The sequence below is a fragment of the Actinomadura viridis genome (genome assembly GCF_015751755.1).
In the GTDB taxonomy this organism is placed as follows: domain Bacteria; phylum Actinomycetota; class Actinomycetes; order Streptosporangiales; family Streptosporangiaceae; genus Spirillospora; species Spirillospora viridis.
In genome coordinates this window covers 2,681,921-2,705,782 of sequence record NZ_JADOUA010000001.1, presented here as the reverse complement: position 1 = coordinate 2,705,782, position 23,862 = coordinate 2,681,921, and the positions used below count along the sequence as shown (strand labels likewise).

At 74.4% G+C, this 23,862-nt stretch carries 26 protein-coding genes and 1 riboswitch; of the genes, 15 read left to right on the top strand and 11 right to left on the bottom strand.

Annotated elements, in window-relative coordinates; genetic code table 11:
- Window positions 1-247 precede the first annotated feature (247 nt).
- Window positions 248-742, top strand: coding sequence for a transcriptional regulator BldD (bldD, locus tag IW256_RS12120; RefSeq protein WP_030145002.1), 495 nt, complete (start codon window positions 248-250; stop codon window positions 740-742).
- Between the two features lie 294 nt (window positions 743-1,036).
- Here the strand turns inward: bldD and IW256_RS12115 are convergent, their stop codons facing one another.
- The 6 genes from IW256_RS12115 to IW256_RS12090 form a co-directional block, all read right to left on the bottom strand.
- On the bottom strand, window positions 1,037-3,181 hold the full coding sequence (locus tag IW256_RS12115; RefSeq protein WP_197011052.1) for an MMPL family transporter: 2,145 nt from the start codon (window positions 3,179-3,181) through the stop codon (window positions 1,037-1,039).
- Window positions 3,182-3,183: 2 nt separating this feature from the next.
- Window positions 3,184-3,420 (bottom strand): hypothetical protein, encoded by a 237-nt coding sequence (locus tag IW256_RS12110; RefSeq protein ID WP_197011051.1) that lies wholly within the window; start codon window positions 3,418-3,420, stop codon window positions 3,184-3,186.
- A 110-nt stretch (window positions 3,421-3,530) separates the two neighbouring features.
- A complete protein-coding gene (locus IW256_RS12105; protein WP_197011050.1) occupies window positions 3,531-4,190 on the bottom strand; it encodes a response regulator in 660 nt (219 codons plus the stop codon).
- Entirely contained in the window at window positions 4,187-5,275 is a 1,089-nt protein-coding gene (locus tag IW256_RS12100; protein WP_197011049.1) for a sensor histidine kinase, read from the bottom strand. The genes IW256_RS12105 and IW256_RS12100 overlap by 4 nt, the downstream gene beginning before the upstream one ends.
- A 128-nt stretch (window positions 5,276-5,403) precedes the next feature.
- A complete protein-coding gene (locus IW256_RS12095; RefSeq protein ID WP_197011048.1) occupies window positions 5,404-5,895 on the bottom strand; it encodes an SAV_6107 family HEPN domain-containing protein in 492 nt (163 codons plus the stop codon).
- A gap of 254 nt (window positions 5,896-6,149) precedes the next feature.
- Window positions 6,150-6,938, bottom strand: coding sequence for a L,D-transpeptidase family protein (locus IW256_RS12090; protein ID WP_197011047.1), 789 nt, complete (start codon window positions 6,936-6,938; stop codon window positions 6,150-6,152).
- 96 nt (window positions 6,939-7,034) lie between these two features.
- On the opposite strand from IW256_RS12090, the gene IW256_RS12085 reads away from it, so the two are divergent.
- The 5 genes from IW256_RS12085 to IW256_RS12065 all read left to right on the top strand — a co-directional run bounded on the left by IW256_RS12085 (window position 7,035) and on the right by IW256_RS12065 (window position 9,794).
- Window positions 7,035-7,508, top strand: a complete 474-nt coding sequence (locus tag IW256_RS12085) for a YbaK/EbsC family protein (protein WP_197011046.1) — start codon at window positions 7,035-7,037, stop codon at window positions 7,506-7,508.
- The gene (locus IW256_RS12080; RefSeq protein WP_197011045.1) at window positions 7,505-7,864 is read left to right on the top strand and encodes an arsenate reductase family protein; all 360 of its coding nucleotides are present in this window, start codon (window positions 7,505-7,507) and stop codon (window positions 7,862-7,864) included. The genes IW256_RS12085 and IW256_RS12080 overlap by 4 nt, the downstream gene beginning before the upstream one ends.
- An 81-nt stretch (window positions 7,865-7,945) precedes the next feature.
- Window positions 7,946-8,794 carry a hypothetical protein gene (locus tag IW256_RS12075; protein WP_197011044.1) on the top strand — a complete coding sequence of 283 codons (849 nt, stop codon included), beginning with the start codon at window positions 7,946-7,948 and terminating at the stop codon, window positions 8,792-8,794.
- Window positions 8,795-8,830: 36 nt separating this feature from the next.
- Window positions 8,831-9,163 carry a hypothetical protein gene (locus tag IW256_RS12070; protein WP_197011043.1) on the top strand — a complete coding sequence of 111 codons (333 nt, stop codon included), beginning with the start codon at window positions 8,831-8,833 and terminating at the stop codon, window positions 9,161-9,163.
- 10 nt (window positions 9,164-9,173) lie between these two features.
- Window positions 9,174-9,794, top strand: a complete 621-nt coding sequence (locus IW256_RS12065) for a GNAT family N-acetyltransferase (RefSeq protein ID WP_307828859.1) — start codon at window positions 9,174-9,176, stop codon at window positions 9,792-9,794.
- On the opposite strand, the gene metF is transcribed toward IW256_RS12065, so the two are convergent.
- Window positions 9,713-10,726 carry a methylenetetrahydrofolate reductase [NAD(P)H] gene (gene metF / locus IW256_RS12060; protein ID WP_197011042.1) on the bottom strand — a complete coding sequence of 338 codons (1,014 nt, stop codon included), beginning with the start codon at window positions 10,724-10,726 and terminating at the stop codon, window positions 9,713-9,715. The genes IW256_RS12065 and metF overlap by 82 nt on opposite strands.
- Window positions 10,727-10,884: 158 nt before the next feature.
- Between metF and IW256_RS12055 the strand changes: the two genes are divergently transcribed.
- From IW256_RS12055 to IW256_RS12045, 3 genes are all read left to right on the top strand, one after another.
- The gene (locus IW256_RS12055) at window positions 10,885-11,940 is read left to right on the top strand and encodes a polyprenyl synthetase family protein (protein WP_197011041.1); all 1,056 of its coding nucleotides are present in this window, start codon (window positions 10,885-10,887) and stop codon (window positions 11,938-11,940) included.
- A 92-nt stretch (window positions 11,941-12,032) separates the two neighbouring features.
- Window positions 12,033-12,626, top strand: a complete 594-nt coding sequence (locus IW256_RS12050; RefSeq protein ID WP_197011040.1) for a carboxymuconolactone decarboxylase family protein — start codon at window positions 12,033-12,035, stop codon at window positions 12,624-12,626.
- Window positions 12,627-12,784: 158 nt separating this feature from the next.
- Entirely contained in the window at window positions 12,785-13,960 is a 1,176-nt protein-coding gene (locus IW256_RS12045; protein WP_307828858.1) for a serine/threonine-protein kinase, read from the top strand.
- A gap of 7 nt (window positions 13,961-13,967) precedes the next feature.
- On the opposite strand, the gene IW256_RS12040 is transcribed toward IW256_RS12045, so the two are convergent.
- The 4 genes from IW256_RS12040 to IW256_RS12025 all read right to left on the bottom strand — a co-directional run bounded on the left by IW256_RS12040 (window position 13,968) and on the right by IW256_RS12025 (window position 16,783).
- A complete protein-coding gene (locus tag IW256_RS12040) occupies window positions 13,968-14,132 on the bottom strand; it encodes a hypothetical protein (protein WP_197011038.1) in 165 nt (54 codons plus the stop codon).
- A gap of 143 nt (window positions 14,133-14,275) precedes the next feature.
- A complete protein-coding gene (gene thiE / locus IW256_RS12035; RefSeq protein WP_197011037.1) occupies window positions 14,276-14,956 on the bottom strand; it encodes a thiamine phosphate synthase in 681 nt (226 codons plus the stop codon).
- Window positions 14,957-15,138: 182 nt separating this feature from the next.
- Window positions 15,139-15,522: an Rv2175c family DNA-binding protein gene (locus IW256_RS12030; protein WP_197011036.1), complete on the bottom strand. Its 384-nt coding sequence runs from the start codon at window positions 15,520-15,522 to the stop codon at window positions 15,139-15,141.
- Between the two features lie 37 nt (window positions 15,523-15,559).
- Entirely contained in the window at window positions 15,560-16,783 is a 1,224-nt protein-coding gene (locus IW256_RS12025; protein ID WP_197011035.1) for an NAD(P)/FAD-dependent oxidoreductase, read from the bottom strand.
- Window positions 16,784-16,893: 110 nt separating this feature from the next.
- Window positions 16,894-17,007: riboswitch (TPP riboswitch) on the top strand.
- On the opposite strand from IW256_RS12025, the gene thiO reads away from it, so the two are divergent.
- The 6 genes from thiO to IW256_RS11995 all read left to right on the top strand — a co-directional run bounded on the left by thiO (window position 16,996) and on the right by IW256_RS11995 (window position 23,283).
- Window positions 16,996-18,117 carry a glycine oxidase ThiO gene (gene thiO / locus IW256_RS12020; RefSeq protein WP_197011034.1) on the top strand — a complete coding sequence of 374 codons (1,122 nt, stop codon included), beginning with the start codon at window positions 16,996-16,998 and terminating at the stop codon, window positions 18,115-18,117. Its footprint overlaps the riboswitch before it by 12 nt.
- Window positions 18,114-18,356, top strand: coding sequence for a sulfur carrier protein ThiS (thiS, locus tag IW256_RS12015; protein ID WP_197011033.1), 243 nt, complete (start codon window positions 18,114-18,116; stop codon window positions 18,354-18,356). Before thiO ends, thiS begins: the two co-directional genes overlap by 4 nt.
- Window positions 18,357-18,358: 2 nt before the next feature.
- Window positions 18,359-19,147 carry a thiazole synthase gene (locus IW256_RS12010; protein WP_197011032.1) on the top strand — a complete coding sequence of 263 codons (789 nt, stop codon included), beginning with the start codon at window positions 18,359-18,361 and terminating at the stop codon, window positions 19,145-19,147.
- A gap of 149 nt (window positions 19,148-19,296) precedes the next feature.
- On the top strand, window positions 19,297-20,361 hold the full coding sequence (locus IW256_RS12005; protein WP_197011031.1) for a DMT family transporter: 1,065 nt from the start codon (window positions 19,297-19,299) through the stop codon (window positions 20,359-20,361).
- A gap of 105 nt (window positions 20,362-20,466) precedes the next feature.
- Window positions 20,467-22,398, top strand: coding sequence for a Stk1 family PASTA domain-containing Ser/Thr kinase (pknB, locus tag IW256_RS12000; protein WP_197011030.1), 1,932 nt, complete (start codon window positions 20,467-20,469; stop codon window positions 22,396-22,398).
- Between the two features lie 33 nt (window positions 22,399-22,431).
- Window positions 22,432-23,283, top strand: coding sequence for a deoxyribonuclease IV (locus IW256_RS11995; RefSeq protein WP_197011029.1), 852 nt, complete (start codon window positions 22,432-22,434; stop codon window positions 23,281-23,283).
- The last annotated feature ends 579 nt before the right edge of the window (window positions 23,284-23,862 follow it).

Genomic DNA, 23,862 nt, shown 5'->3' with positions numbered 1-23,862 from the left:
GGGGGTGAGACGCCCGTGACGCCGACACTGCGGGGCTTCGGGCCGATCCGGACGGCCCGCATACAGACCTGCGGATTCGACCGCTTTTTGCGAATCGGCTTGACCTGGAGCCCTCTCCGTTTTACCGTCACTGTCCGTAACCATCCCTGGAGACAGAGCTTTACGGCATGATCGCCTGAAGGATCTGACTCCCCCCGGGAAATCCCGGGGCCGACGACAAGGACGAAAGTGAGCCTGGGGGCCGCAAATGCCGTCTGAATACGCTAAGGCTCTCGGCGCGCGCCTGCGCGCCATCCGCACCCAGCAGGGCCTGTCACTGCACGGTGTGGAGGAGAAGTCCCGTGGCCGCTGGAAGGCCGTCGTCGTGGGCTCGTACGAGCGGGGCGACCGCGCCGTCACCGTTCAGAAGCTGGCCGAGCTCGCCGATTTCTACGGCGTGCCGGTTTCCGAGTTGCTGCCCGGCGGAGCCGCGCCGAGCCCGCTCGGGCCTACACCCAAGCTCGTGATCGACCTCGAGCGGCTGCAGCAGCTTCCGAAGGACAAGGCCGGACCCCTCGCCCGGTACGCCGCGACGATCCAGAGCCAGCGTGGCGACTACAACGGAAAGGTTCTGTCCATCCGGCAGGAGGACCTGCGTTCGCTCGCGGTCATCTATGACAAGTCCCCGACCGAACTGACCGAGGAGCTCATCACCTGGGGCGTCCTCGACCCGGAGGCGCGCCGCGCCGTCGAGTCGTTCTGACCCTCCCGATTTCAGATATGCCCGGCGGGGCCTTGGGTGCGGACCACCCGGGGCCCCGCCGGCCTTTCCGGGCCCGGAGCGTTCCTCAGGCCGCTCCGCGCGCGCCCCGACGGCGCGGGTGACCCTCGGTGGCCCTGGACGGCCCTGGAGGCCCTTACGGCCCGTAGGGGGCCTCCTGAGCGAACGCGGCGGCGAGGGACGCCGCTTGATCGGCGAATGCGGGACGCGGAAACGGCGAGGGCCGCCGGATCGTCGCGCCATCGATCCCCGGCGGCCCTCACCTCACCCGGTCCCTCACCCGGTCCGGGCGGGCTCCCGCGGCGTCTCGGGCCGTTCCAGCGAGACCTCGGGCAGCCACCTGGCCAGCGGGGCGGGCAGCCACCAGGCGCGGCGGCCGAACAGCCGCAGCACCGCCGGGACGATCAGGCACCGGATGACCACCGCGTCCAGCAGGATCGCCACCGCCAGGCCGAGCCCGAACTGCTGCAGCATCCGGCTCGGGCTCAGCACGAACGCGGCGAACACCACGATCATGATGGCCCCGGCCGCGGTGATCACCTGGCCGGTGGCCGTCAGCCCCTCGCGCACCGCGCCGACCGGGTCCCTGGTGCGCGTCCATTCCTCGTGGATCCGCGCCAGCAGGAAGACCTCGTAGTCCATGGACAGGCCGAACACGATCGCGAAGATCATCACCGGGATGAACGCCTCGATCGGACCCGGCGGGACGCCGAACCAGCCCTCCTGGAAGACCAGCGTGATCGCGCCCAGCGCGGCGGCGATGCTGAGCAGGTTGAGCAGCGCCGCCTTGATCGGGATGAGCACGGAGCGGAACACCACCAGGAGCAGCAGCGCCGACAGGCCCACCACGATCGCCACGAACAGCGGCAGCCGCCCCGACACCGTGTCGGCGAAGTCCTGGGTGGCCGCGGTGGACCCGCCCACCAGCACCCCCTCGGGCAGCACGTCCGCGCGCAGCGTGTGGACGAGGTCGGCGGTCCCCTCGTCCTGCGGCGCCGTCTCGGGGAAGACCAGGACGGTGAACAGCCCGCCGTCACGGGACGGGATCGGCGGCGTGGCCGCCGCGACGCCGTCCGCGCCGGACACGGCGGCCTGGACCCGCCGCCCCGCCGCGGCGTCGCCCTCCCCCACGACGATCAGCGGGCCGTTGAACCCCGGCCCGAAGCCCTCGGCCAGCAGGTCGTAGGCCTTCCGGGTGGTCTGGCCCGCGGGGTCGTTCCCGGCGTCGGCGAAGCCCAGCCGCATGCCCAGCGCCGGGGCCGACAGCGCCAGCAGCGCGAGCACCGAGACCAGCAGCACCGGGACGGGGCGGCGCTGCACCGCCGTGGCCAGGCGCCGCCAGCCGGCGCCCGGCTCCCTGCCGCGCGCCCGCGCCTTGGCGTCGCGCTTGAGCACCTGCCGCCGGATGCGCTCGCCGAAGACGCCCAGCAGCGCGGGCAGGAGGGTCAGCGAGGCGAGCATGGTGACCAGCACGGTCAGCGCGACCGCCAGCGCGACGCCCTGCAGCGAGCCGAGCCCGAGCGCGACCAGCCCCAGCAGCGCGATGATCACCGTGCAGGCGGCGATGAAGACGGTGCGGCCGGCCGAGTCCAGCGACCGCAGCGTCGCCTCCCGCGGCTCCGCCCCCGCCAGCAGCTCGTACCGGTACCGGTAGAACACCAGCAGCGCGTAGTCGACGCCGACGCCCAGCCCGACCAGCATCATGATCGGCGGGGTGAAGTCGGCGACCGTGGCCACCCGCGAGGCCAGCACGATCAGCCCCATCGCGCTGCCCACCGCGAACAGCGCGGTCACCAGCGGCAGCGCGGCGGCGATCAGCGAACCGAACAGCAGCACCAGGATCACCAGCGCGGCCAGCATGCCCGCGCCCTCGGCGGCGCCGCCCTCGCTCTCCTGCGCGCCGCGCGCGGCGTCCCCGCCGGCCTCCACCTGGAGCGCCCCGGACGCGGCGGTGCGGGCGGTGTCGATGATCCGGCGCACGTCCTCCTTCGGGACGGCCTCGGACTTGCCGGAGAGGGTGACCGTGCCGTACCCGATGGTGCCGTCCCGGGAGATCGCGGCGGCGTCCTCGTACGGGGTGCGCACCGCCACCACGCTCGGCAGGCCCTTGACGCGGTCGAGCGCGGCCCGCAGGTCCCGCTCGACCGCGGGCGCGCGCAGCCCGCCCGGGGCCTTGACCACGATCTGCACGCTGTCGCCCGCCTGCATCGCCCCGTGCCGGGTGAGCAGGTCGGTGGCCCGCTGCGACTGGGTCCCCGGCAGCGTGAAGTCGTTGCGGTAGTCGGAGCCGACGGCGCCGGAGCCGGCCGACACGGCCACGACCACCAGCACCCAGAGGCCGAGGGCGGCCCAGCGGTGCCGGTGGGACCAGCTCGCGAGCCGCGCGAACACGCCCCGGGCGGCCTCGTCCTTCGCGTTCATGGTCAGCGCCCCTTCCGCGAGGCCAGGCGCAGGCCCACCACGGCGCCGAGGATCGCGCACAGCAGGGGAACGCCCATGAACACCAGGAGGAGGGCGGGCGTGTCCTCCACGCTGAGCGTGGCGTCAAGGGCGACATGGGAGAACGCGGCGAAGCCCTCGGTCATCACGAACCCGACCGCGCCGCCGACGAGGAAGCCGACGACCGCGCCGCCGGCTCTGCTGTTGGAGGAATCGTCCATGCCCTCACGGTGAGGTAGAGGCATGCCCCGGCGAATCGGCCCCCGGGCGTCGGCCGCGTACTCCCGTTGTTGCGCTCCGGCGGCGGGGCCCTACTTCCCGTGTTGCGCCGTCACCCGAGCCAGCCGGGGCTGACCAGGCCGCTCTCGTAGGCGAGCACGACCAGCGCGGCCCGGTCGCGCACGCCCAGCTTGGTCATGATCCGGCTCACCGCGCTCCGGGCGGTGGCCGGGCTGAGCGCCAGCCGCGCGGCGATCTCGTCGTTGGACAGGCCCGCGGCGACCAGCTCCGCCACCTCCCGTTCGCGCGGCGTGAGCTCCTCCAGCCGCGGATCGGGCCCGGGACGGCGGACGCGGCCCGCGTACTCGGCGATCAGCCGCCGGGTCACCGAGGGGCTGATCAGCGCGTCGCCGCGGGCCGCGACCCGGACCGCCCGCAGGAGCTCGGCCGGTTCGGTGTCCTTGACCAGGAAGCCCGCCACCCCGGCGCGCAGCGCGCCGTACACGAACTCGTCGAGATCGAAGGTGGTCAGGATGACGATCCGGACGCCGTCCCGGTCCGCCGCGATCCGGCGCGCGGCCTCCAGCCCGTCCATCCCGGGCATGCGGATGTCCATCAGGATGACGTCCGGCCGCGCCTCCCGCGCCGCGGCCACCGCCGCCGCCCCGTCGGCGACCTCGCCGACCACGGTGATGTCGTCCTCGTCGTCCAGCAGGGACCGGAACCCGGCCCGGACCAGATGCTGGTCGTCGGCGATCAGGACCCGGATCATGCGCCCTCACCGTAGGGCAGCCGGGCCCGGACCCGGAACCCGCCGCCGGCCACCGGGCCCGCGGCCAGCTCGCCGCCCAGCGCCCGCGCCCGCTCGCGCATGCCGCGGACGCCGCCGCCCGCGGGGCCCCCGCCCGCGCTCCCGTCGTCCCGTACCTCCAGCCGCAGCTCCGCCGGGCCGTAGGCGATCGTCACCCGGACCCGCCGCGCGGCGGCGTGCCGGGTCACGTTGGTGATCGACTCCTGGAGGATGCGGAACGCGGCCAGGTCGACGCCCGCGGGCAGCGGGCGGCGCTCCCCCTCGACGGTCACGGTCGTCTCCAGGGAGGCCAGCTCGGCGTACCGGACCAGCTCGTCCAGCCGGTCCAGCCGCCCCGCCGGCGCGGTCGGCTCCGCCTCGTCGACCTGCCGCAGCACGCCGAGCGTGGCCCGCAGCTCGCGCAGCGTCTCCCGGCTCGCCTCCTTGATCACGCCGAGCGCGGCCCCGGCGCGGCCCGGGTCGCGGTCCAGCCGGTGCAGCGCGGTGCCCGCCTGCACATTGATCATCGACAGGTGGTGGCCGACCACGTCGTGCAGCTCCCGGGCGATCCGCAGGCGCTCCTCCGCGGCGCGCAGCCGCGCCTCCTCCTCGGTGCGCAGCACCGCCGCGCGCAGCGCCTCCTGCCGGCCGTGCCGGACGGCGCCCAGCGCCACCAGCGCCACCACCCAGCCGGCCATCATGATCAGGGTGATCCCGTTGATCTCGTCGTTCCCGGCCAGGGTGCCCAGGCCGGCGCCGATCACCACCGCGGCGCCCAGGCCCACCGCGGCGTTCGTCCGGCCCTCGGCCGCGACCGCGTACAGGCACGCCATCACCACCACGATCAGCGGGCCGTCGGCGGAGCTGAGCACGTAGTACAGCCCCGTGGCCAGCAGCGCGAACACGCCCGCGGCCAGCACGTGCCGGCGCGGGAGGAACAGGGTGCCGCAGACGCTCAGCATCAGGACCACGTCGAGCGCGATGCGCGGGGCCGGCTGAGGCGCCGCCAGCCACAACGGCACGGTGCCCGCCACCACCAGCGCCGTCAGAACCGCGGGGAAGAGCATCCGTTCAGCATAAGGACCCGCGCCCGGCCCGCCCGGGCCTTCCCGGCACGATCAGGGCCAGGGACGCCCCGGCGGCGTGGAGCCTACAGGCGGGGTCCGTCGGGGCGGGGCCGGCCCGGCGAGGCTGGTCAGCTGGCCTCGGGGATGGGGAGGGTGGGCTGGCCGGGGATGCCGAGGGTGTCCTCGACCAGGGAGACGAACACCCCGGCGTCGTGCAGCAGCTCGTCGGCCTCGCCCGGGGTGACGGCGCGGGGCAGGCCCGCCTCGGCGGCGGCGCGCTTGTCGGCGCCCGCGGCGAAGAAGGCGGCCCACTCCCGCAGGGCGGGCTCGGCCTCGGGCAGCAGCACCCAGACGCTGCGCGGACGGCCGCGGCGGTGGGCGTCGGCCGGCTCCTTGGAGGCCAGCACGGCGGCGGCGGCCCGCAGCGCGGCCAGGTGCGCGCAGACGTAGCGGACGGCGGGCGAGGTCGCCTCGGCCGCCTCGGCCAGGCCCGTCCTGGCGGCGTGGAGCTGGCCGACCGCGGTCTGCGCGGGCCGGGGCGCCGGGAACGGGCGGGGTCGGGGACTCGGCAGGCGCTGGGCGGAAGAGTGAAGACCGTGCGCGGTCATCGTCTCGGACATGACTGCCTCCTTCCGGCTCGGGCGGCTCGGGCCGGCCGGGCGGAGAGCTTCCCCTCACTCCGCCCGGCCGTCGTCCCGCGCGAAACGCGCTGCCTCGGCGGGGACGCCGCCCTGGCACGGTCCGCGAGTCCCGTGCCACATCGAACATAGGTTCGACGCACTCACAGTAAACCGTCCTGACGTCGATTCGTCAATGCGTTCGAACGAGTGGCGTGACTCACGGTGATGCCCTGAGGTCACATGGGCACCTCTGGTCACTTGGGACGGCGCACGTGGACCGGGACGCCGGTCTTCACCAGCTTGGGGAAGTACTCGGCGATGTGCATCGGCAGGCGGACGCACCCGTGGGAGGCGGGGTACCTCGGGACGTCCAGGGCCCCGTGGAAGGCGATGCCGCCGTTGAAGTAGATCGGGTTGTAGAGGCGGCCGAGCGGCGAGACCTCCCAGCCCGAGGCGCGGCGGCCCGTACGGAAGTCGCCGGTGCCGGTGGTGGCGTAGCGGCAGCGCGCGACGGTGGCACCGCGGTCCTTGGCGCAGTAGTACTCGCCCGAGCCGGACGAGATGTGCGAGATCAGTTCGGGTCGGCCGTCCTTGTAGACGACCAGGTACTGGCGGCGCAGGTCGACGTCGACGCGGTCGGCCTCGCGGCGCTTGGCCATGGGGCGCGGCTCCTTGGGGGCGTCGAGGGCGGCCCAGGTCCTCTTGCCCACGGTGCTGCTCACCTTGAGCCGGTTGACCTTCTGGAAGGCCCACACGGCCATCTGCGTGGAGATGCCGTACCTGCCGTCGGCCCGTCCGGGGTCGTAGCCGAGCTGCTCGAGGCGGCGCTGCAGCCGCTCGACGTCCTGGCCCTTGGCTCCCGCCTTGAGGGTACGGCGGGCGGGTGAGGGGGCCGGGGAGGTGGGGGCCGGGGACGCCGTCGGGGACCCGGACGGCGTTCCCCTCTCCGGGGCCGCGCCCGGCGCGCCGCCGGCGCAACCGGCCACGAGGACCGCCCCTCCCGCGATCAGCATCGTGCCCACGTGTGCGCTGCGTCCGCTCATGTCGCTCCTCACCCGTCCGGCGCCGCCGCGTCGGGCGCCGTCACCACCTCGGACGCGCGCGCCCGGAGGGAGGTTCGGCCCCTTAAAGTGATCCCCATGCATCCGAACGTCGAACGCGTCGCCGGCGCGCTGCGTGAACGGGGCGCGACCGGGGAGATCATCGAGCTGCCCGAGCCGGCGCCCACCGCCAAGGCCGCCGCCGGGCAGCTGGGGTGCGAGGTCGGCGCCATCGCCAACAGCCTGATCTTCGATGCCGACGGGACGCCGCTGCTGGTGCTGACCAGCGGCGCGCACCGGGTCGACACGGCGAAGGTGGCGGCCCTGGTGGGCGCCGCGAAGGTCCGGCGGGCCACGCCCGAGTTCGTGCGCGCGGCCACCGGGCAGGCGATCGGCGGCGTCGCGCCGGTCGGCCACCCGGCGCCGGTCCGTACCCTGGTGGACCTCTGGCTGGACAAGTACGACCAGGTCTGGGCGGCGGGCGGGATCACGCACACCATATTCCCGACCTCCTTCGCGGAACTGGTGCGGATCACCGGCGGCGAGCCCGCCGACGTGGGGGTGGACGAGTGAGCACCGAGATCTGGCACAACCCGCGCTGCTCCAAGAGCCGCGCGGCCAAGGCCGCGCTGGACGAGGCGGGCGTGGCGTACACCGAGCGCCGCTACCTGGACGAGCCGCCGACCGCCGGGGAGCTGGACGCGGTCCTGAAGAGGATCGGCGCCGAGCCGTGGGAGGTGGCCCGGCTGAACGAGCCGGTCGCCAAGGAGCTCGGGCTGAAGGACCTGGAGCACGACCGGGCGCGCTGGATCGAGACGATGGCGGCCAACCCCTCGCTCATCCAGCGGCCGATCGTCCTCACCGGGGACGGGAACGCGGTGGTGGCCCGGGACCCCGACGCGGTGCGCAAGGCCCTCGACAGCGCGTGAGGCGAGTGTGATTCTGAGACACTGAGGGGGGACCGCCAGGACCGTCCGCCGGCGCGGGCGGGGATCGATTCCGGAGGGGCGATGACCGCGCAGATGCGTACCGGCCCGGCCGCGCGCGACGCCGACTTCCGGGGGATCGATCCGCCGGCGCTCAACCAGCTGATCAGGCAGGTGCAGGACGCCGAGACGGCGATCAAGGGCTGGCTGAACGGGCACCGTCCCCCGCCGGGCGTGTCGGCCGCGGGTCACCGGCAGGCCGAGCAGGTGGCGCAGTGGGCGGCCGACCAGCTGGGGATGCTGACCCGCCGCTACAACTACGCGATGACCCATCCCGACCGGGGCGGCGGGGTACGGGTCCCGCCCTCGCCCGCGCCCCTGCCGAGGACGCCCGGAGCCTCGCCCGTCCCCGGCGGCGGCGCGCCGGGTCCCGGCGGGACCGGGGGCCTCCCGCGCACGCCGCGCAGGGAGCCGTCCACCACGCCCAACGGGGCGGGCGGGGACCTGGGCAACTTCCCCACCCGCCAGGACGCGGCGAGGGCGGCCAAGGCCGACGCCGACGCCATCACCGCCGCGCTCCGCGAACGGCAGCCGGTGCCGCCGGCCGTGTGGGGCCACCTGAAGGCCAACGCCGGCGACCCCGACTACACCGAGAAGCTGTACGAGCGGCTCGGGCCCGCGGCGGCGGCCGAGCTGGTCAGGGCGGCCGGGGGCGACGAGGCGCGGCTGGAGGCCATCGGCGGGTCGCTGGGCGTGGCCAGCCACCATATGACGATGGACGCCCGCTGGCTGCGCGCGTTCCTCGCCGAGGCCGACCGGGAGGGGGTCGGCCCGGCGGCCGTCCAGGTCCTCACCGGCGCGGACCTGAGCCGCCGCACCCGGGAGGCCCTGCACAAGCTCGACCTCGAGCCCGTCGCGGACCGCACCGCCTGACCGGGCGGCGCCGCAAGGCCGGAGAGGAGTCCGTCCATGGCCGCTCCACCACCGCCCGGCAGCCTTCCGCCGCCGCTGGATTCCGCCGCGGCGACCAGGCTGCCCGCGACCGAGCAGCCCAACCCCGCCTACCGCGAGCTGTACCAGGCGTACGCGGACGCCTACGGCAGCATCGGCCGGCTCCGGCGGGCGCTCGACCCGGCGGTCCGCACGCTGGGCGGCACCGACGCCTGGCTGGGGCCCGAGGCGCGCCAGTGGGGCGGCCGGCTCGACGCCGAGCGGGCGACGCTGCACAAGGCCGCCGACACGATCCTCTGGGACATCTACGACCGCCTGTCGGCGACGCGGCGGACGATCCCGCGGGTCTAATCTCTAGCGGGTGAAGGAAGCGAAGCTCCGCGAGATCGACCATCGGGCCTTCCTGCGGCGTCTCGGGCCCATCCTCGCGGTGTACTCGGCCGCGATGAGCCCGCCCGCCGAGCAGCTCCCGGGCCGGCACACGATCATGGAGCGGCACGCCTCGTACCCCCGCTTCCGTGCCGTGGTGGCCGAGCGGCGCGGGGCCCTGGCGCCGCGCGGCGCGATCCACGGGTTCGCCTACGGGTTCCACGGGGCGGCGGGCCAGTGGTGGCACGACGTGGTGCGGGGGGCGCTCGCCGAACTCGCCGGGCCGGAACACGCGCGGCGCTGGATGGACGACTCGTTCGAGGTGGCCGAGCTGCATGTGCATCCCGACCACCAGGGGCGGGGCCTGGGGCGGCGCCTCCTGAACACGCTGTGCGAGGGCCGCACCGAGCGGACCGTGGTGCTGTCCACGCTGGACCTGGGCCCCGAGGAGACCCCGGCGCGGCGGTTGTACCGGTCGGTGGGCATGGTCGATCTGCTGACCGGCTTCGAGTTCCCCGGCGGGGGGCCGCCCTACGCGGTGATGGGGGCGACGCTGCCCCTGGCCCCGTACGGGCCGGGCCGGTCGGCGGACCGGTCTCCCGGGCCGGCGTAGGGCCCGGCGGGCGGCGCGGCGTCCGGCGCGGCATAGGAGGCGGCGTCCAGCAGCCCGTAGACCTCGCGGGTCGCGGTGGACTTGTTGAACGTGATGAAGTGGATGCCGGGGACGTCCTGCTCCAGGAGCTCCCGGCACAGCTCCGCGGCGTGCTCGATCCCCAGCCGCCGCACCGCCTCCGGGTCGCCGGCGACGGCCTCGAAGCGCTCCCTGACCTCGGCGGGGAACGGCGCGCCCGACAGCTGCTCGGAGCGTTCGATGGTGCTCATCTGGGTGACCGGCATGATGCCGGGGATGATCGGGACGTCGCAGCCGGCGGCCTCCACCCGGTCGCGCAGCCGGAAGTAGTCCTCGGCGCGGAAGAACATCTGGGTGATCGCGTAGTCGGCGCCGGCCCGGCACTTGTCGACGAAGTGGCGGGTGTCGCTCTCGATGTCGGGAGAGCGCGGGTGCTTGTAGGGGAAGGCCGCGACGCCGACGCAGAAGTCGCCGTAGGAACGGATCATCCGCACCAGCTCGGCGGCGTACTCCACGCCCTCGGGGTGCTTGACCCACTCCCCCATCGGGTCGCCGGGCGGGTCGCCGCGCAGCGCGAGGATGTTGCGCACCCCGGCGGCGGCGAACCGGCCGATGAGGTTGCGCAGCTCGGCGCGGGCGTGGTCGACGGCGGTGAAGTGCGCCACCGGGGTGAGCGTGGTGTCGGTGGCGATCCGCTCGACGATGTCGACCGTGGTGTCGCGGGTGCCGCCGCCCGCGCCGTAGGTCACCGACACGAAGGTCGGGTGCAGGGTCTCGAGCTCGCGGATGGTGCGCCAGAGGTTGCGGACGCCCTTGTCGGTCTTGGGCGGGAAGAACTCGAAGGAGAAGGACCTGCCTCCCGCGGCCAGCAGCTCGCGGATGGTCGGCGCTCGATCAGGGCGTTCGCGTCGCATCCTCCAAGGGTAGTGGAGCCCCGCCGACGCGGCCGGGACGCGGCACGGTCGTCATCGGGGCCCGTCACACCTCAGACGGCATGATATTTCGTAACATCCAACGAAATAGTCGGGCCGGAATGGGGAAGAGTACTTCTCCGGCTGGATACGATCACGACATGTCCACAAGCCGCATCCGCAAGGAGGTCGACGCGGCACTGCTGGCATTCGTCGACCGGCAGCGACCGGCCCTGCTGGCGATCAGCCCCGATCTCGCGCCCATGCTGGCCGCGCTGGACGCGCTGCTGACCGGGGGCAAACGGCTGCGCCCCGCGTTCTGCTACTGGGGCTGGCACGCGGCCGGCGGCCGGGACCGCCGCGACGGGATCGTGGCGGCGGCGGCCTCGCTGGAGCTGCTCCAGGCGAGCGCGCTGATCCACGACGACGTGATGGACTCCAGCGACACCCGCCGCGGGCAGCCCTCGGTGCACCGGCGCTTCCAGTCGCTGGCGCGGGAGCAGGACTGGTCGGGGGCCACCGAGACGTTCGGCGAGGGCACCGCGATCCTGCTCGGCGACCTGTGCCTGGCCTGGTCCAGCGAGATGTACGAGACCAGCGGCGTGGACGGGGAGCACATCGCGCGCGGGCGCGAGGTCTACAACCTGATGCGCACCGAGGTGATGTGCGGGCAGTACCTCGACCTGCTGGAGGGGGTGCGCGGCAGCGGCACCGTGGAGGCGGCGCTGCGGGTGGTGGAGTTCAAGAGCGCCAAGTACACCATCGAGCGTCCCCTGCACCTGGGGGCCGCGCTGGCCGGGGGCACCCCCGAGGTCACCGCGGCGCTGCGCGAGTACGGCCGGCCGCTGGGCATCGCCTTCCAGCTCCGCGACGACGTGCTGGGCGTCTTCGGCGACCCGGCCGAGACCGGCAAGCCCGCGGGGGACGATCTGCGCGAGGGCAAGCGGACGGTCCTGATCGCGCAGACCCTGGAACGTGCCTCCCCGGCCCAGGCGGCGGTACTGGAGCGGCTGCTGGGAGATCCCGGCCTCGACCGGGCGGGCGTGGACGAGCTGCGCGAGATCATCGAGGGCACGGGCGGGCTGGCGGCCTGCGAGGCGATGATCGACCGGTACGCCGAGAACGCCGCCAAGGCGCTCGGCGACGCCTCGATCAGCGGGGAGTCCCGGATCGCCCTGGAGGAGCTGGCCGTCGCGGCGACCACCCGGCAGGCGTGACCGTGTGATCCGGCGGGCGAAAGTGGCACGATGTGGCCACTTCGCCGTGAGGGACTAGAACCGTGCCACTGATCGGTGGCAGAAATGGCGGCATGTCCGCAGACCCGTCCGGCACCCCCGGCACCCCCCGCACCCTTGGAACCACCACCCCCTCCGCCCCGCGCGTCGCGCCGCTCCCCGAGGCGGAGTGGAGCGAGACGCTCAAGATGGTCACCACGGTGACGGGGCCGCTCAACATCTTCACCACGCTGGGACGGCATCCGGAGCTGTTCGAGTCCTGGATCGGCTTCGGCTCGATGCTGCTGCTCAAGGGCACCCTGACCGGCCGCGTCCGCGAGCTGGCGATCCTGCGCACGGCCCATCTGCGCTCCTGCGCCTACGAATGGCGCCACCACCACCGGCTGGCCCTGGACGCCGGGCTGTCCGAGGTCGAGATCGCCGCGCTGCGGCTGGACCTCGGCGACCACCCCTGGGACGGGCGGGACCGCGCGGTCCTCCAGGCCGCCGACGAGCTGCACGCCCGCGGCACGCTCGGCGACGGCGCCTGGGCCGCGCTGGCGGCGCACTTCGGGGAACGCGAGCTGATCGAGCTGGTGATCCTCATCGGGCACTACCACATGGTCGCGTTCGCGCTGAACGCGCTGCGCGTGGAGCCCGAGGCGGACGGCGGGCCCGCCGGGGGGTGACGGGACGGGCGCCGGGCCGGCGGGCGGCCCAGGGGACGCGGTCACTGAGATTAAGATCATGGTTTGGCTGCAGGAACCGGGTCCGCGCGGTAGAAATGACCCTGTCTTCGTCCGTCCCCGCCGAGTCGGAGCCCCCTGTGCAGCACGATCCCTCCCGAGTGAGGACGACCTCCCCTTCCCCGCACCTCGCCCCGGTCCCGGCCGGGGAGCGCGCGCACGGCGACGCCGCCGCCCGCCCGTACGTGGACCGGTCCAGCCCCGATGGCCCGGACGGCGGCGCCCGTCCCGGCCGCCCCGACCCCTGCGCGTCCCTGCCGTACCGGCGGGACGGCGGCACCGCCCTCCTCACGCCCGCCCGCGCCGCCGACACGGCGGACGAGGGCCCGGACGAGGGCCCGGAGGAGGGCCGCAGGCAGCCGCTCCTCCCCGGCGACCCGCGCCGGCTCGGCGGCTACCACCTGATCGAGCGGCTGGACGAGGGCGGCGACGGCGCCCAGGGCGAGGTCTACCTGGGACGCGGTGAGGACGGCGCGCTGGTCGCCGTGCGCCCGCTGCCCGCCGGGCCCGGGGCCGGGCCACGCGTCCACGACCGGCTCGCCGAGGAGACCGAGGCCGCGCTCCAGGTCACCGGGCGGCACACCGCGCGCGTGCTGGACGCCGACGTCGGCGGCGACCGGCCCTACATCGTCAGCGAGTTCGTCGAGGGCCCGTCGCTGCGCGAGGTCGTCGAGCGGGAGGGGCCGCTGCCGCCCGAGCGGCTGCGGAAGGTGGCGCTGCGCACCGCCGCGTCGCTGGCCGCCACCCACCGGGCCGGGACGGTGCACGGCGACTTCCGTCCGGGCAACGTGCTGCTCGGCCAGGCCGGAGCCAAGGTCGTCGGTCTGGGGACCGCCCGCGCCCTGGACGCCGTACCCGGGGGCACAGCCCTCCCCGGCGCGCCCGCCTACACGGCCCCCGAGCAGGTCGAGGACGAGCCGGTCGGGCCGCCCGCCGACGTCTTCGCCTGGGGCGCCACGCTGGTGTACGCCGCCACCGGCCGCGCGCCGTTCGGCACCGGGCCGGACGCGGCCGTCCTGCGCCGGGTCACCTCCGCGCAGCCCGACCTGGGCGACATGGAGGGTCCCCTGCGGGAGATGGCCGAGCGCTGCCTGGACAAGAACCCCGCCGCCCGGCCCACGGCGCGCCAGCTCGTGCGGGCGCTCCGGGAGGGGCAGGCTCCGGCGCCCCGGCCCCGTCCCCGGCGGATCCCGCGCTACCGGTGGCGGATGATGGTCGCCCTCGCCGCGGTCATGGTGTGCGGCTTCGCGACGGGCATCCTCTTCCAGGGCTTCTGAGGGCCCCTCACCAGTGCGGGGGCCGTTCGTCGGTCAGCCGCGCGTCGTCGTCGTGCCCGCCGCGCCACTCGCCCCAGCCGGTGTCGGTGTCGTCGGAGGTCTGGTCCGGCAGGATCTCCAGATCGTCGTCCGACAGATCCACCGGGCGCTCGTCATCGGGTCCCAGGCTCATGGCCCCATTGTCGGTCATCGCCGCCGCCCGCGGCCCCGGTTGTGAGGCCCGGCACGCAGTGATCCGGCGCACGCCCGCCAGGACGATGCCACGGCGAAGCCACGACGCGGCCGGGACGAAGCCAGGGCGCGGCCGGGACGCGGTCAGACCGGGCCGGCCTCACGCAGGCGGCGGGCCAGCTCGGCCGCCGCCGCGCCCGGGTCGCCGGCCTCGGTGATCGCCCGGACCACCACGATCCTGCGGGCGCCCGCGGCCAGCACCCGGTCGAGGTTGCCCGCCTCGATCCCGCCGATCGCGAACCACGGCCGCGACTCGCGCTGCGCCGCCACGTACTCCAGCAGCTTCGGGCCCGGCGCCGGGCGGCCGGGCTTGGTCGGCGTCGGCCAGACCGGCCCGGCGCAGAAGTAGTCCACGCCCGGTTCGGCGGCGGCCGCCGCGGCCTGCTCGCCGGAGTGGGTGGAGCGGCCGACCAGGATGTCCTCGCCGACGATCGCGCGGGCGGCCGGCACCGGCAGGTCGTCCTGCCCGAGGTGCAGCACGTCCGCCTGGACGGCGTGCGCGATGTCGGCGCGGTCGTTGACCGCCAGCAGCGCCCCGTGCCGGTCGCAGGCGGCCCGGAACACCTGGAGGTGCTCCATCTCCTGCCTCGCCTCCAGCCCCTTCTGGCGGAGCTGGACGATGTCGACGCCGCCCGCGAGCGCGGCGTCGAGGAACTCCGGCAGGTCGCCCTGCCGCTCCCGGGCGTCCGTGCAGAGGTAGAGGCGGGCTCGGCTGAGCCGGGCGCGCAGGGCGACGGCGCGGTCGGAGAGCAGGTGCCTGGACACTGTGGGTCCGATTCCTTCCAGAAGAGCGGGTACGGGATCAGCGGGTCATCGCGATCGCGGGGTCGTGCGCGGCGGATCGGCCCGCCGCGCATGACCCCGCGATCCCGTCACGTGCGTCTTCTCTCAGTCTCCCGCTGTGGGTGAGGTCCGGTGCGCCCGGCCCGGCCGGACGCGGCCCGGGGTCAGAACGCCAGCGCCTGGGCGCGCCGGCGTACCTCGGTCCCCCGGTTCTCGCTGAGCGCCTGGACGGGGGTCCCCGGGAGGGTGTCGTCGGCGGTGAACAGCCACCGCAGGGTCTCCACGTCGTCGAATCCCGCGTCCGACAGCAGTGTCAGCGTGCCGGACAGCCCCTTGATGACCTGACCGTCCTTGATGAAGGCGGCGGGCACCATCGGCCGGCCGTCGCGGCGGATCGCCAGCAGCCTGCGCTCGGCCAGCAGCTGCTTGGTCCGGCCGGGCTTGATGCCGAGACGCTCCGTCACCTGCTGGAGGGAGAGCCACTCTCCGGCGAGGGCGTCGGTGTGGGGGTCGAGAGCGCTTTCTACGGTTGCGTGCAGTTGCGTCACGCCCACTGACTACCACGCCCCAGCTCCGGATAAACCCTCATGATCTCACCGCGTCGCGGACGGCGACGGCGGGGTCGGCGAGCGCCTCGGGGTCCACCCGCGCGCCCGCGGCGATGGCCCGCCTGCCCTGCACCAGATCGCGTGGACGGCCCACCGTCAGGACGGCCTCCAGGCGGTCGCCGGCCAGCCAGCACACGGTCCACCTGTCCCCGGCGGGATCGCCGCGGCGGAGGAGGCGGTCGGCGGCCGGGTGGTGGCCCGCGTACTGCACCATGCGGCCGAACTGCTCCGACCAGAAGTAGGGGACGGCGTCGTACACCGCCTCCCGGCCGAGCAGGGTCGCCACGGCGACGTCGGGGGCGTTGAGCGCGGTGTCCCAGTGCTCGACGAGCAGGCGGCGCCCGTACCGCCCCGACCACCAGGCGGCGCAGTCGCCGGCCGCCACGATGTCCGGCCGGACCGTGCCCGGCCCGCCGCGCGCCGCGTCCTCGGTGGTGACGCGCAATGAGGCGTCGGTGACGATCCCGCGCTCGACGAGCAGGCCGGAGCCCTCCAGCCAGCCCACGCACGGCCGCACGCCCACGCCGGTGACGACCTCGTCGGCCTCGATCCGGTCCCCGCCGGCCAGGAGCAGCCCGCCCGGCTCGACCGCGGCGACCTTGACCCCGGTGCGCAGGGTCACGCCCGCCGCGGCGTACCAGGGGGCGGTCAGCGCGCCGACCTCGGGGCCGACGGCGTTGGCCAGCGGCGTGTCCGCGGCCTCCACGACCGTGACCTCGCATCCCTTCGCGGCGGCGGCGGTGGCGACCTCGGCGCCGATCCAGCCCGCGCCGACGATGACGACGCGGGCGCCCGCGGTCAGCCGCTCGCGCAGCGCCAGCGCGTCGCCGATGGTGCGCAGGACGTGCTGGGGCCCGTCTCCGGGCAGCGTGATCGGGGTCGCACCGGTGGCGATGAGGAGCCCGTCGAAGTCCAGGTCGCCGGCCGTCGTGGCGAGCGTCCCGCCGCCGCCGGGCGCGGGCCGCAGGCCGGTGGCGCGCTCGCCGAGCAGGAGCCGGACGCGCAGCGCCTCCCAGTCGGCCTCGACCGTGGTGTCGTCCCTGTCACCCGCCAGCACGGCCTTGGACAGGGGCGGGCGGTCGTAGGGCCGGTGCCGTTCGGCGGAGACCAGCGTCACCTCGCCCTCGAATCCCTGGTTCCGCAGGGCCTCGACGGCGCGTACACCGGCGAGCCCGCCACCAACGACGATCACGCTCTCCATGGGGACCGACCCTAGCCGCCGCGGTTCCGGCGCTTCCGGGCAGGTCTCCCCGTCCGGCGCCCGCCTCCACTCCGGTGCGGGATGCACGTAGGCTGGGGCCCATAATTGCGTCGAAGATGCGCGGGAGTCCGGTTCGACCGGGCTGAGAGGGCGGCTGAACGGGCCGCCGACCGCCAGAACCTGATCCGGATCATGCCGGCGAAGGGAGCGAGATGGACATCGCGATCGTCGGTGCCGGGGTCATCGGCCTCGCCACCGCCTGGCGCGCCGCCGCCCGCGGCGCGGCCGTCACCCTGATCGACCCGGCCCCCGCGAGCGGCGCCTCGGCCGTCGCGGCGGGCATGCTCACCCCGGTCAGCGAGCTGACCTACGGCGAGGAGCCGCTGCTGCGCCTCGGGCTGGCCTCCCGCGACCGGTACGGCGCGTTCGTCGCCGAGCTGGAGGAGGAGAGCGGGCTGCCGGCCGGCTACCGCGACGACGGGATCCTGGAGGTCGCCTTCGGGCCCGACGACCTGGCGTTCCTCGACGACCTGCGGCGCTTCCAGGAGTCGCTGGGCGTCCCCACCGAGACCCTCACCGGGCGGGAGTGCCGCCGGCTCGAGCCGATGCTGGCGCCCGGGGTGCGCGGCGGCCTGCTCGCCCCCGAGGACGGGTCGGTCGACCCGCGGCGGCTCGCCCCGGCGCTGCTGGCCGCCGCCGAACGCCACGGCGCGCGGCTCGTCCGGGAGCGCGCCGCCGAGGTGATCGTCGAGAACGGCGCCGCCGCGGGGGTGCGCCTGGAGGGCGGCACGGAGATCCGGGCCGGCCGGGTGCTGCTGGCGGCCGGGCCCTGGTCGGGCGATCTGGGCGGGCTGCCGCCCGGGATCGTGCCGCCGGTCCGCCCGGTGAAGGGCCAGGTCATCCGGCTCCGCACCCGGGTCCCCTTCCTGCGGCGCTGCACCCGCGGCCTCGTGCGGGGCTCCTCGGTCTACCTCGTCCCGCGCGCGGACGGTGAGGTGGTCGTCGGCGCCACCCAGGAGGAGATGGGCTTCGACACCCGGGTGACCGCCGGCGGCGTGTGGGAGCTGCTGCGCGACGCCCGCGAGCTGCTCCCGGGCATCACCGAGCTGGAGTTCGCCGAGGTGTCGGCGGGGCTGCGGCCCGGCTCCCCCGACAACGCGCCGGTGATGGGCCCGTCCGCGCTGCCCGGCCTCGTCCTGGGCACCGGCCACTTCCGCAACGGCGTCCTGCTGGCCCCGGTCAGCGCCGACATCCTCACCGAGGTACTGCTGGACGGCACGATGCCCGAGATCGGCCGTCCTTTCACCCCCGACCGTCTGGAGGCGACGGCGTGAAGGTCATCATCAACGGCCGCCCGCACGAGCTACCGGAGGGGGCCAGCGTCGCCGACGCCGTCGGCGGCGTCACCGGGCCCGCCGGCCTCGCGGGGCCCGGCCCCGCGGGGCCCGGCGCGGTGCCGGGCGGCGTGGCCGCGGCGCTCAACGACGAGGTGGTACGGCGGTCGGAGTGGGCCGCCACGACGCTGAAAGAGGCGGACCGGCTCGAGGTCCTGACCGCAGTACAGGGAGGTTGACCGTGGACGGCGACGCGTTGGTCATCGCGGGCGAGGAGATCGGCTCCCGGCTGATCATGGGGACCGGCGGTGCTCCGAGCATGAGCGTGCTGCGCGAGGCGCTCGTCGCCTCGGGCACCGCGCTCACCACCGTCGCTATGCGCCGGGTGGACCCCTCGGCCCGCGGCTCGGTGCTGGACGTGCTGAGCGAGTGCGGCATCAGGGTGCTGCCCAACACCGCCGGGTGCTTCACCGCGGGCGAGGCGGTGCTCACCGCCAAGCTGGCCCGCGAGGCGCTGGGGACCGACTGGGTGAAGCTGGAGGTCATCGCCGACGAGCACACCCTCCTGCCGGACCCCATCGAACTGGTCGACGCCGCCGAGCAGCTGGTGGAGGACGGCTTCGTCGTGCTCCCGTACACCAACGACGACCCGGTGCTGGCCCGCCGCCTGGAGCAGGCGGGATGCGCGGCCGTGATGCCGCTGGGCTCCCCCATCGGCTCGGGCCTGGGCATCCGCAACCCGCACAACATCGAGCTGATCGTGGAACGGGCCGGCGTCCCGGTCATCCTCGACGCGGGGCTCGGTACGGCGAGCGACGCGGCCCGGGCGATGGAGCTGGGGTGCGACGCGGTGCTGCTGGCGACCGCCGTCACCCGGGCGCAGTCGCCCGCCCGGATGGCCGCCGCCATGCGCCACGCGGTCGAGGCCGGGCGGCTCGCCCGCGGCGCGGGGCGCATCCCGATGCGCCGCTACGCCCAGGCGTCCTCTCCCTGGGAGGGCATCGGCACGGGCGCCACCCTCACATCGTGAAGCGTTCCTAAAGCGATCGCTGTAGAGGATTTCGCTGGACCTGAACATTCGGCCCCGACCAGACTGGGCGTCGCGTGCGGATGGCCCCTGTGCAACCGCACGCGTTCGTTCGGTGTTGGTCGAAGTATCCCGAATCTAAGGTGCAGCGCATGGAACAGATCGAACCGGCGGGACGGCGCGCCGAACGGCTCGCCTTGGCCGCGGCGGCCGTCACGGTGGTGTTGTGGGCCTCGGCCTTCGTGTCCATCCGCAGCGCCGGCGCGGAATACAGCCCCGGCGCGCTGGCGCTGGGACGGCTGCTGTTCGGCACGGTCACGCTCGGGCTCCTCCTCCTGATCCGCCGCGAAGGGCTGCCGCCCAAGGCCGCCTGGCCGGGGATCGCCGTCTCCGGTGTGCTCTGGTTCGGCCTCTACATGGTCGCGCTGAACTGGGGCGAGCAGTTGGTCGACGCCGGCACCGCCGCGCTGGTGGTCAACATCGGCCCGCTGCTCATCGCGCTGCTGGGGGGCTGGCTCCTCAAGGAGGGGTTCCCGAAGCAGTTGCTGGCGGGGATGGCCGTGTCGTTCGGCGGGGCCGCCGTGGTCGGGCTGTCGATGTCGGGCGAGGGGCGCTCCCCGGTGTTCGGGGTGCTGCTGTGCCTGCTGGCGGCCGTGTTGTACGCGGCGGGCGTGATCGCCCAGAAGCCCGCCCTGCGCCACGCCTCGGCGCTCCAGGTCACCACGTTCGGCTGCGCGATCGGTGCGCTGGCCTGCCTCCCGTTCGCCGGGCGGCTGGCGGCGGAGGTGCCCACCGCCTCGGCCACCGCGACGCTGAACATGGCCTACCTCGGGATCTTCCCGACCGCGCTGGCCTTCACCACCTGGGCGTACGCGCTGGCCCGCACCTCCGCCGGCAAGATGGGCGCCACGACCTACGCCGCTCCGGCCCTGGTGGTGGTCATGTCCTGGGCGGCGCTCAGCGAGGTGCCCGGATGGCTGACGCTCGCGGGCGGCCTGCTCTGCCTCGCCGGCGTCGCGGTCTCCCGCCGCGCCCCCCGTTCCGCGCGTCCGGCGGGCGCCGCGGCCGTCCCCGCCGCGCCCGGGACGCCCGTCGGCACACCCGCCGGCACACCCGCCGGCACGCCCGCCGGCACGGCCACGAACCCGGATGGAACCACCAACGCCGGACCTTTCCTGACAGATCCCGCCCCCGCCGGAGAAAAGGCCGTACGATAACGCACGGCGGTGTGCGAGGCCCGGCCGCCACCGCAGAAGATCGGCCGGTGAGGTCATACTCCGGGCTGATGGGAACCGCCCGGGAAGGCACTTACACTCGCTCTGATGGACACTACGGGCACTGATCCGCTCGTCGGGCGGGTGCTCGACGGGCGCTACCGCATCGAGTCCCGGATCGCCCGCGGCGGCATGGCCACGGTGTACGTGGCCCGCGACATCCGGCTCGACCGCACCGTGGCGGTCAAGGTGATGCACGCCGGGCTGGCGGCCGACGACCAGTTCGTGCGCCGGTTCATCGGGGAGGCCAAGGCCGCCGCCGCGCTGTCCAACCCCAACGTCGTCGCGGTCTACGACCAGGGCTCCGACGGCGAGCACGTCTACCTGGTGATGGAGTACGTGCGCGGGCGGACGCTGCGGGACCTGCTGTCGGAGCAGGGGCGGCTGGGCCCGCGGGCGGCACTGGAGATCATGCAGCCGGTGCTGGCGGCGCTGGGCGCCGCGCACCGCGCCGGGCTGGTGCACCGCGACGTCAAGCCGGAGAACGTCCTGATCACCGAGGACGGCCGGGCCAAGGTCGCCGACTTCGGCCTGGCCCGGGCCGAGACGGCGTCCGGGATGACCAAGACCGGGATGATCATCGGTACGGTCGGCTACCTCGCGCCCGAGCAGGTGCTCTCCGGCACCGCCGACGTGCGCTCGGACGTCTACGCCGCCGGCACCATGCTGTTCGAGCTGGTCACCGGCCGGCTGCCGCACCAGGGCGACACCCCGCTGGCCGTGGCCTACAAGCACGTCAACGAGACCGTGCCGCCGCCTTCCACGCTGGTGCCCGGGCTGCCGCACCGGCTGGACTCCCTGGTCACCCGGGCGACGGCCAAGGACCCCGCGCACCGCCCGCAGGACGCCAACGCGTTCCTGGCCGAGGTGGCCGAGGTGCACGCCGGTCTCCCACGCGACTTCGACCAGCGCATGCACCACGCCGCCGAGCCCGGTCACACGGCCGTCATGCGTTCCGGGCCGCCGATGGCGGCGGCGGAGGGTTCCCGCACCAGGATGCTGGACGCCCGCACGCTGCCCCCGCAGGCGGCGCCTCCCCCGCGTTCCGGCGCCGACCGGGCCGTCGGCGCGCTCACCGGCCGCTACGTGCTGATCGCGATCGGCGCCGTGGCGGCGGTGATCCTCGGCTGGGCCGTCTGGTACCAGACGTCCGGGCAGTACGACCACGTACCGGAGCAGATCATCGGGATGCGCGTCGCGGACGCCCGGGACAAGCTGGAGGGCGGCGGCCTGGACGTCCAGGTGGCCGCGCCCGTCTTCAGCGACCGGGTCCGCAAGGGCGAGGTCGCGGCCTCCGACCCCGGCCCCGGCGCCCGGATCACCCAGGGCGCGACCGTCACGCTGACCCCGTCCAAGGGGCGCGTCCCCCGCGAGGTGCCCGACGTGAGCGGCAAGTCCGCCGCCGAGGCCAAGCAGATCCTGCAGGACAAGGGGCTCACTCCGGGCGGCGTGAGCACCGCCGCCTCCCAGTCCGTCGCCAAGGGCCTGGTCATGCGGACCGATCCCCCGGCAGGGGAGAAGCAGTCCCCCGACGAGCCGGTGAGACTCGTGGTCAGCAGCGGCATGTCGATGCCCTCGCTGCTGGGCCGCAACGGCCAGGAGGCCGAGAACCGGCTCCGTTCGATGGGCCTGGACGTGAAGGTCGAGAGGCGCAGGGAGAAGGGCAAGCCCCCCGGCACCGTGCTCTCCCAGGACCCCCGGGCCGGCACCGGCGTCTCCCGCGGCACCCGCGTCACCCTCGTGGTGAACGAGCGGAACTGCCTGATCGGCGGATTCTTCTGCGACGACGGCGACCGCGGCGACGGCGAGCAGATCCCGGTGCCGACCGTGATCGGGCAGCCGTTCGACCAGGCGCGCAAGGCGCTCAAGGCGTCCGGTTTCAAGGTGAAGATCGGCAGCAAGGTGGGCAACCGCGTGGTCGGGCAGAACCCGATCGGCGGCAGCGCGCCGCGCGACTCCGAGGTCACCATCTGGGGCTGAGCGCCCCCGCCGACGAACTAAGCTGGGCGGGCTATGACCTCTGTGAAGAGCCCCGTCGGGGGGCATGTGCCGGTGGCCGGCGGGCTGGCCACGGGCGGGCTGAAGTACGCCGCCGAGATCGGGGCCGAGGCCGTCCAGGTCTTCGTGTCCAACCCGCGCGGATGGGCGCTGCCGGAGGGCAGGCCCGAGGAGGACGCCAAGCTGCGCGAGCAGGACGCGATCCCCGTCTACGTGCACACGCCCTACCTGGTCAACTTCGGCTCCCCCAGCGCCGAGACGCTGGAGAAGTCGATCGCCTCCGTCCGGCACTCGCTGACCCGGGGCCGCGCCATCGGCGCCCGCGGCGTCGTCGTGCACACCGGCTCGGCGGTCAGCCAGTCGTACGAGGACGCCCTCGCCCAGGTGCGCGAGGCCGTGCTGCCGCTCCTGGAGGAGATCCCCGACGACGGCCCCGACCTGCTGCTGGAGCCGATGGCCGGGCAGGGCAGGATGCTGTGCGCCAAGGTGCAGGAGCTGGGCCCGTTCTTCGAGCGGCTGGAGCACCACCCCAAGCTCGGGGTGTGCTTCGACACCTGCCACGCGTTCGCCGCCGGGCACGACCTGTCCTCCCCCGGCGGTGTCGCCGAGACCATGGACGCGCTCGTGGAGACGGTCGGCGCGGGACGGCTCAAGCTCGTCCACGCCAACGACTCCAAGGACATCTGCGGCTCGGCCAAGGACCGGCACGAGAACATCGGCGCCGGTCAGATCGGCGAGAAGCCGTTCGCCGAGCTCTTCCGGCACCCGGCCGCGGCGGGCGTCCCGTTCATCATCGAGACCCCGGGCCGCAGCACCGAGCCGCACGGCAAGGACGTGGAGACCCTCAAGCGCTTGAGGGATGGCTAAGCGGCGTCTGGAGTGGAGCGCCAGCGGAACGGAAGACGACGCTTAGCCGTTTCCTGCCGGGGAGTCTGAGGGGTCGCCCCCTCAGAAAGACGCTAAGCGGCGTCTGGAGTGGAGCGCCAGCGGAACGGAAGACGACGCTTAGCCGCTCTTGCCGGGGAGTCTGAGGGGTCGCCCCCTCAGAAAGACGCTAAGCGGCGTCTGGAGTGGAGCGCCAGCGGAACGGAAGACGACGCTTAGCCGCTCTCGCCGGGGAGTCTGAGGGGTCGCCCCCTCAGAAAGACGCTAAGCGGCGTCTGGAGTGGAGCGCCAGCGGAACGGAAGACGACGCTTAGCCGATCTCGCCGGGGAGTCTGAGGGGTCGCCCCCTCACCAGGGGTCGCCCCCTCCGAAAAGAGTTCGGGCGTCGCTGAACAACCCCCCGACTGTCCAGCGACGCCCGAACCTACGCCGCCTGATCCCACCCCCCCGGTACGGGATCCGGCGGCTCCTGATCCGGCGTTCGACTGAGTCGCGCCGGATCTCCAGTTGTGTCCATGCGGGGGATTCCCCGGAGGCACCGGCGCCTCGTACCGCCCGTTC

Excerpts from the sequence above, each read along its gene's own strand:
- bldD (WP_030145002.1), top strand. The coding sequence starts at position 248 with ATGCCGTCTGAATACGCTAAGGCTCTCGGCGCGCGCCTGCGCGCCATC.
- IW256_RS12115 (WP_197011052.1), bottom strand. The coding sequence starts at position 3,181 with ATGAACGCGAAGGACGAGGCCGCCCGGGGCGTGTTCGCGCGGCTCGCG.
- IW256_RS12110 (WP_197011051.1), bottom strand. The coding sequence starts at position 3,420 with ATGGACGATTCCTCCAACAGCAGAGCCGGCGGCGCGGTCGTCGGCTTC.
- IW256_RS12105 (WP_197011050.1), bottom strand. The coding sequence starts at position 4,190 with ATGATCCGGGTCCTGATCGCCGACGACCAGCATCTGGTCCGGGCCGGG.
- IW256_RS12100 (WP_197011049.1), bottom strand. The coding sequence starts at position 5,275 with ATGCTCTTCCCCGCGGTTCTGACGGCGCTGGTGGTGGCGGGCACCGTG.
- IW256_RS12095 (WP_197011048.1), bottom strand. The coding sequence starts at position 5,895 with ATGTCCGAGACGATGACCGCGCACGGTCTTCACTCTTCCGCCCAGCGC.
- IW256_RS12090 (WP_197011047.1), bottom strand. The coding sequence starts at position 6,938 with ATGAGCGGACGCAGCGCACACGTGGGCACGATGCTGATCGCGGGAGGG.
- IW256_RS12085 (WP_197011046.1), top strand. The coding sequence starts at position 7,035 with ATGCATCCGAACGTCGAACGCGTCGCCGGCGCGCTGCGTGAACGGGGC.
- IW256_RS12075 (WP_197011044.1), top strand. The coding sequence starts at position 7,946 with ATGACCGCGCAGATGCGTACCGGCCCGGCCGCGCGCGACGCCGACTTC.
- IW256_RS12070 (WP_197011043.1), top strand. The coding sequence starts at position 8,831 with ATGGCCGCTCCACCACCGCCCGGCAGCCTTCCGCCGCCGCTGGATTCC.
- metF (WP_197011042.1), bottom strand. The coding sequence starts at position 10,726 with ATGCGACGCGAACGCCCTGATCGAGCGCCGACCATCCGCGAGCTGCTG.
- IW256_RS12055 (WP_197011041.1), top strand. The coding sequence starts at position 10,885 with ATGTCCACAAGCCGCATCCGCAAGGAGGTCGACGCGGCACTGCTGGCA.
- IW256_RS12050 (WP_197011040.1), top strand. The coding sequence starts at position 12,033 with ATGTCCGCAGACCCGTCCGGCACCCCCGGCACCCCCCGCACCCTTGGA.
- IW256_RS12040 (WP_197011038.1), bottom strand. The coding sequence starts at position 14,132 with ATGAGCCTGGGACCCGATGACGAGCGCCCGGTGGATCTGTCGGACGAC.
- IW256_RS12025 (WP_197011035.1), bottom strand. The coding sequence starts at position 16,783 with ATGGAGAGCGTGATCGTCGTTGGTGGCGGGCTCGCCGGTGTACGCGCC.
- thiO (WP_197011034.1), top strand. The coding sequence starts at position 16,996 with ATGGACATCGCGATCGTCGGTGCCGGGGTCATCGGCCTCGCCACCGCC.
- IW256_RS12005 (WP_197011031.1), top strand. The coding sequence starts at position 19,297 with ATGGAACAGATCGAACCGGCGGGACGGCGCGCCGAACGGCTCGCCTTG.
- pknB (WP_197011030.1), top strand. The coding sequence starts at position 20,467 with ATGGACACTACGGGCACTGATCCGCTCGTCGGGCGGGTGCTCGACGGG.
- IW256_RS11995 (WP_197011029.1), top strand. The coding sequence starts at position 22,432 with ATGACCTCTGTGAAGAGCCCCGTCGGGGGGCATGTGCCGGTGGCCGGC.